Below are 6496 nucleotides of genomic sequence, written 5' to 3'. Positions count from 1 at the left end.
GTACAAAACGAAAACATCATATTCTGGAAACACAACCCATACTTAAGTAGAAAAATACAATTAAACTCACCCAGAAAATTCATGGACAAAATCCAATACAAAGCACAATGGAACAATACAGACTTCGAAAAAATACCCACCAATATTCCCACAACACAAAAATGCAGCAAATGCGGATACAAAAACACAAAACTAAAAGGCCCACAAAACTTAAACAAAAGAAACTGGAAATGCCCCGAATGTAAAACATACCATGATCGTGATGTAAATGCTGCAATTAACATTCTTAACGAAGGATTAAAAAGATTTAGCCGTCGGTGCGCCGGTGCAGTAAAATTATCCTAAAAAATAAATACAAAATATTTTTTTTTAGGTATGCGAATCCCCGTCGTCATACGGCGGGGAGGTTCAACGGAACATTCTTCCTGGTACTTGTTGTTATGGGTGTTGCAGTTGACAAAAAGGCAGAACCCGGATTTGCAGGTTTGTCAATCGGTATGACTGTAGCGGCCGTAATTGTTGTTTTAGGAGCATTTACCGGTGCTTCAATCAATCCTGCACGTACATTCGGTCCTTACTTGATGGACACATTGCTTGGCGGAGCTAACCTTTGGGCATTCTTCCCAATTTACTTGATTGGATCTATTGTTGGTGGTATACTTGCCGCTTTAGTATATAACTTCATTGCTAAAGGAAATGATGCATGCGCTCTACCACAACCGTTCAATGAAGATTAAGAGTATTTTCAAATACTCTTTTTTTACTATTTTTTCGAAGTATAATTTTTTGAACTAGTATAGTTTTTTGAACTAGTTTAGTGAAGTATAATTTTTTGAACTAGTATAGTTTTTTATACTTGTATGGTGAAGTTTAATTTTTTGAACTAGTATAGTTTTTTATACTAGTATAGATAAATTTACTAATATAATTGGATGTGATAATATGAACTCAAAACCATTATTTCTGCACGATGATTTGGATAAATATTTCTATAACCGAAAAGATGATATAAAAAAATTAAAATATCAAATTGACTCTTTAAATTACTCTCTACCTCAACAGATATTATTGACTGGATATAGGGGTGTGGGAAAAACATATCTCTTAAAGAAAGTCCAAAGTGAAATTGAACCTAATATGTTTTGTGCTTATCTGGATATTGCTAAGGTATATTCCACAACTTATGAAAAATTCACGATTAAACATGTTTTGATTGAATTATTGTCTGAAATGAACAAAGCGGTTACAGATAGTGATTATCAAAATACTATTAAGTCAAAAATAAATCAACTGATCAATAATCTGAAATTAAAAAATTATGATTTCGCTGATGCTGCTGAAATATTCAATATTCCTATTCCTAAAACGGAAACTGATTATGGTAAATTAAGTCGATTTGTAATGGAGTTTCCACAAAAGGTAGTTGACAGTATAGATGAAATTAACGGTTTTGTTATTATTATTGATGAGTTTCAAAAGCTTAGGGAAATTGAAAAAATGGATAAGTTTTTCTGGTTAATACGAAGCTTCAATCAGACACAGCACAATGTTTCATATATTTTCACAGGTTCAATCTCTCGCAGTTCCGATATCATATCCAAATTGAATGGTGAAAATGGGCCTTTTGGAGGACGTTTGCAACAAATTAGAATTAATCCATTCACAAAAGAAGAAACCAGATCTTATTTTGATGAATGCATGAGTGAAATTGAATTCACGGAAGATGGCTTTGATAGATTTTATGGATGCACGCGCGGTATTCCTCTATATATCAACAGTTTCTACAATGTAATGGATAGCGGTCAGGTATATGATTCTGAAATGGTTAAAAATACGTTTTTCACTAATATGGAACAAATATTGATAATGTGGATTAAAGTCTGGAGCAGCTTAAACAATACTGAGAAAAATATTGTTAAAAATCTTGTTGATGAAGATTCCCTAACATGGAGTGAGTTATTAGAAAAGACTAATGTTTCAAGAGCCACTTTCAATAAGTATCTCACTAATTTAAAGGATAAGGGAATTTTGGCTTATGAAAATCAAAAGTATTGTATTGATGATAAAATGCTTAAAACTTGGCTGAATCATGAAAAAGAGGTTTATGGAATTTATCCTCTTTAAAACAATTTTTCTCCACCCATTAATTGATTTGCGACATTTCCAAGCTCAGGTGTTATAAATCCTTCAATCAGTGCGGCTATTACAAATAGGACAATTGCTATTATCATTAGAATCAGCATATGCTTCAGTGCATTTCTGTTGTTGTCGAATGCATCATAAAATGAATAATGGTTGATTTTATCTTTTAAGAATCTGAAAATAAACAGGAAGAGTAATATTCCGCTTGCACAGCTGCAGAACAGTGCGGGAAGCTCAATTATTCCGTGAGGAAGAATCAAAACCAGATACAGTATTAATGTATTGACTGATTTGACAGTGTATCCTGCCATGAATCCTAAGACGAATCCGTTTGTTATGGCAGATATTGCTGCAAATATTCCAAATAATGCTGATGCAAAAATTATCATGGCTGCAGTGTTGAGGTTATGGGACATTATGTTGAATGCATCTATTGATGTTACATTTTCTTCCATTATTGCTTCTTTAAGCACAGGCATTAAAATCGGTGCTATATCATCGGCTAAAATAGCTCCTATAACAAATCCTATTGCAAATAATACTAATAGTACTAAAAAAATCTTTTTGTTTTCAGAGAATGCCTCTTTAATTTCATTTGTGATATTCATTAATTGTAATTTGACTTTTCATTAATTAATAGTTAATCTTTATATACTTTAATAGACACAATATAATAACATGAAAAGGATATTTCTGATTATTCTGGTTTTAGGGATATTTATGCTTGGAATGTCATTTGTTTCAGCAAAGGAGGATACTCATTTTGAAATAGAAAAGGATTCTTCCGGTTATTCTGCAATAATAACCCTTAAGGACTCTTCCAATAATCCTGTTCCCAAAGTAAAGTTTTCAATTGAAATCACTAAGCCTAATGGTGCTGTAAGAAAATTGCCTACTAAAACGCTTAATAAGACTGGGCAGAACATTTTCTTTTTGGGCTCAGCAAAGGGAAATTATGTGATAACTGTTAATTTTAAGGGAAATGACAACTACAATCAGTGCACGTTAACAAAGACAATTACTGTAACTGCAGGAAGCGGATCTTCTTCTGCGTACTCATATTATGACAATCATAACTATGGCGACAGCCTGAGGATGGACGAATACATCTATGACAACTACTGGCCGGAAGAAATCTATGATGACCCCCATAATTTTGACGGAGAATGGTATTAAAATGAATAAGTTTGACTTAAGTATTGTTTTAAATGCATCTATAATCATTCTGGAGATACTTGCATTAATAATCTGTCTGGAGTCAATGGGAAGTATAGATTTAACATACTATACAGTTGATTCCAATATATTTTTGCTGGTATCATCAATATTATATCTCATTTTCAGAAAAAATACTCCAAAGATAGTTGAGTTACTTAAGTATTCCTCAACATTATCTGTTATGATAACCTTTCTGGTGGTAATATTTGTTCTCCTGCCGATGTATGATTTCAATTATCAGTTTTTCCTCTTGGACGGGCCTAACCTCTATGTTCATGTGATATGTCCGATACTTGCTTTGGTGTCATTTGTTTTCTTTGAGAGGAATAATCTTGAAAATACTCTTAGAAACAATCTGAGGGCAGTCTATTTCACAATAGTATATGCAGTGATAATCTTAATTTTAAATATTCAAAAAATAGTGACCGGTCCATATCCTTTCCTGAAGGTATATGAACAGTCTTTAATAATGTCTGTATTTTGGATAGTCCTGATAATGGGCGCAACCTTCGTTTTAGCATGGACATTGCTTGCAGTGAAAGATTTAGACAGAATTCTGTACTAGATTTCTGATGAATGTGACAATTTCATCAGCAGTCTCTTTCTGCTGAAGCGTTGAGTTTATTGAAGATATTCCGTCACCTGACTGATTTCCATAGTTGCCGAATTGGGCATGATTTCCCCCTTCAATAACAAATTCTGTGAAATTGCTTTTAATGAGAGGCTTTGCTTTGTTGTAATCATCAAGTTTCAGTACAGTGTCATTTGATCCATAAATTGACAGTGTAGGAATGTTGATTTCATCTGTAGGATATGCCGCAAGCAGTACTAACCCGTCAATATTGTGGTCTTTGGCGTATCCGGAAGCAACAACACCGCCTAATGAATGGCCCGTCATGAAATAATGTGAGTAGTTTGCATCTTTTATTATATCATCGGCGCTGTTTGCTCCTAAAAATGCAATGTTAAGTGGCATTTCAACGATATATGCATCAACACCCTCATTAGCTATTTCGCTCATCAAAGGCAAATATGAGGTGTATTCAACTTTAGCTCCAGGATAAAATATTAATGCAGAGTCATTTCCAGGCCCGTCAAGCAAAACTCCATTAGACGTTTTGATGACGCTTACGTTTTCACTTCCGTTTAAATATTCCAATGCAGTGCTGTCGGCATGATAATAGTCATTGAAATAGACAAATGATGCAACAGCAATTATAAGAATTACAGCTATAATAATAATGTATCTTTTTTTCATGTTAATCACTTAATCAGGTTAATGAATAGATATGCAAGGCTTGTTAGAAGAACAATCAATGCAGGAACATTCACAAAGTAAATCCTAAGCGGAACTTGAAGCACTACAAACACTAAACAGATGCAGTTTAAAACAAGAAGGTAAAGGTTGCTGAACTTGTCATAGGATTTGTTGCAAATCATGGCCAGTGATATGACTATTGCAAGAACCAAAGCCAGATAAATGTTAAATAGACCGCTTAAATAAAATGTTGCCATTATTATTGCAATTCCAGGAATAGGAAAACCGATAAATCCCTTAACCTCATTTGAAATCACATTATATCTTGTTAACCTTAAAACACCGCAGATTACAATAAATGATGCCACGATAATTGCCGGAATTTCAAGATAAGGAGTGTTCAGCAAAGCGTAGGAATATAAAAATACGGCCGGAGCAACTCCAAATGAAACTATGTCTGATAATGAGTCAATGTTTTTACCGAATTCGTATTCGTCCACCCTGTTTGTCTTTCGGGCAACCCACCCGTCCACTGAGTCAAAAAGCAGTGAAAATATCATTAGTATTGCTGCTGTGAAAAAATCCTGCTTGATGGACATTACGACTGACAAAAAGCCACACAGCATATTCATCAGTGATACCACATCAGATATTGCGATAAAATCTTGTATTTTAGTATTCATTAATGGTATATTTGATTTTAGTGATTTATATATTTTAAAAAAAGAGTTTATTAAAAAATGGGTTTAGACCCATTCTATTTTCAGAAAATTTAACCATGGAAATCATGGTTGAACATCAATGATGTTTTAATATGATATGAAATTCATACTATATAAACTATTTAAATAAGTATGTTCAAACTTTTAAATACATCACCTGTATCATATAAAATTCTTTAAATTTCTCTAAATTATATTTTTATGGTTATGGGCTTGTGAAAGAGAATTATAATCTAAATAAATGTTTAAAATTATTTGAGGTCTGATATTTTGAATGAATGTAAATATTATGATGTTGTTAATGATTTATTGAAGTTTGTTTTATGCGAACTTAAAGAAAAAAACATATCTATTTCTCATTTTAAAATTCAAAAAGCCATATTTAAAATAAAAATGGAATTAGGTCAGAATCATCCATTATTTGATTATTTGCCTTTTTATTGGAGTGAACACGGACCATTCTCAGATGTTGTCTCAAAGCAATTTATAGAATTAAAAAATAATAATTGCATCCAATATTCATCACATACGGTTTTTCTTGATGATAAATCCTTTAATGATTTTTCACAGGTAAATAAGTTAATTGATGAATATCCTATAATTAACAGCATATCTGATGGAATTTTTGAGGATTCAAATTTGTTCTTCAATAAGTTTGATGAAGATATATATTTGGATTATGCACCATTTTCATTTATGCATCCGTTTAAATACGTTTTATATGAAACTACAATAGATGATGAATTATTCTCTTCATTAGTATCAGATAATTATTTAAATGTATTCTATGATTGCTTGTCAGATTTGCCTCATGATAAACTTCTAGTTGATTTTTCAGTATTGTTTTCACGTTTATTTTCTCGTTTGGAGTTAATAAATGATGAAAATCAGTTTTTAAATAATTGGGGGTATATCATCCAACCGGTTCAATTGTCATGGCTTACTTTCGCAAGATGGGTTAGAATTCATAATCATGATGGTTTTTACAATGATGATATTGGCTCCTGGAAAAATGAGTTAGAAAAATTCATCAGAGAGGATTCACCATAATTCTCTAATTTAATACTTTTCATGTTTTTTACTAATTTCTAGTTATTTATGTGTTTATTTGATGTTTGGGTGACTTGTGTTGGTTATTTTTATTTTTAAGTATTAT

At 32.2% G+C, this 6496-nt stretch carries 8 protein-coding genes and 1 pseudogene; 6 read left to right on the top strand and 3 right to left on the bottom strand.

Annotated features, from left to right (window positions below; translation table 11 throughout):
- From IJQ68_RS05610 to IJQ68_RS05600, 3 genes and pseudogenes are all read left to right on the top strand, one after another.
- Nucleotides 1-345, top strand: a 345-nt coding sequence (locus IJQ68_RS05610; protein ID WP_292798063.1) for a transposase, incomplete at its 5' end; no start/stop codon positions are given.
- Nucleotides 346-407: 62 nt separating this feature from the next.
- Nucleotides 408-737: pseudogene (locus IJQ68_RS05605) on the top strand (aquaporin); the annotation flags it as partial.
- A 205-nt stretch (nucleotides 738-942) separates the two neighbouring features.
- Nucleotides 943-2124, top strand: a complete 1182-nt coding sequence (locus tag IJQ68_RS05600; RefSeq protein WP_292798061.1) for an ATP-binding protein — start codon at nucleotides 943-945, stop codon at nucleotides 2122-2124.
- On the opposite strand, the gene IJQ68_RS05595 is transcribed toward IJQ68_RS05600, so the two are convergent.
- Complete coding sequence (locus IJQ68_RS05595; RefSeq protein ID WP_292798058.1) at nucleotides 2121-2750, bottom strand: stage II sporulation protein M; 630 nt, start codon at nucleotides 2748-2750, stop codon at nucleotides 2121-2123. The genes IJQ68_RS05600 and IJQ68_RS05595 overlap by 4 nt on opposite strands.
- A gap of 70 nt (nucleotides 2751-2820) precedes the next feature.
- On the opposite strand from IJQ68_RS05595, the gene IJQ68_RS05590 reads away from it, so the two are divergent.
- Together IJQ68_RS05590 and IJQ68_RS05585 are read left to right on the top strand one after the other, a co-directional pair.
- Complete coding sequence (locus tag IJQ68_RS05590) at nucleotides 2821-3318, top strand: hypothetical protein (RefSeq protein ID WP_292798055.1); 498 nt, start codon at nucleotides 2821-2823, stop codon at nucleotides 3316-3318.
- Nucleotide 3319: 1 nt separating this feature from the next.
- The gene (locus IJQ68_RS05585; RefSeq protein ID WP_292798052.1) at nucleotides 3320-3925 is read left to right on the top strand and encodes a hypothetical protein; all 606 of its coding nucleotides are present in this window, start codon (nucleotides 3320-3322) and stop codon (nucleotides 3923-3925) included.
- Here the strand turns inward: IJQ68_RS05585 and IJQ68_RS05580 are convergent.
- Both IJQ68_RS05580 and IJQ68_RS05575 read right to left on the bottom strand, forming a co-directional pair.
- Nucleotides 3905-4618 carry an alpha/beta hydrolase gene (locus IJQ68_RS05580; RefSeq protein ID WP_292798049.1) on the bottom strand — a complete coding sequence of 238 codons (714 nt, stop codon included), beginning with the start codon at nucleotides 4616-4618 and terminating at the stop codon, nucleotides 3905-3907. The two genes, IJQ68_RS05585 and IJQ68_RS05580, sit on opposite strands and share 21 nt — an antisense overlap.
- A gap of 5 nt (nucleotides 4619-4623) precedes the next feature.
- Nucleotides 4624-5301, bottom strand: coding sequence for an archaetidylserine synthase (locus IJQ68_RS05575; RefSeq protein WP_292798046.1), 678 nt, complete (start codon nucleotides 5299-5301; stop codon nucleotides 4624-4626).
- Between the two features lie 309 nt (nucleotides 5302-5610).
- On the opposite strand from IJQ68_RS05575, the gene IJQ68_RS05570 reads away from it, so the two are divergent.
- A complete protein-coding gene (locus IJQ68_RS05570; protein WP_292798044.1) occupies nucleotides 5611-6390 on the top strand; it encodes a hypothetical protein in 780 nt (259 codons plus the stop codon).
- Nucleotides 6391-6496: the final 106 nt, after the last annotated feature.

Origin of the sequence: Methanobrevibacter sp. (assembly GCF_017447225.1) — an archaeon.
GTDB lineage: Archaea > Methanobacteriota > Methanobacteria > Methanobacteriales > Methanobacteriaceae > Methanocatella.
Note: the sequence above shows the minus strand (reverse complement) of the source record. Positions and strands in the feature narration are given on the sequence as shown.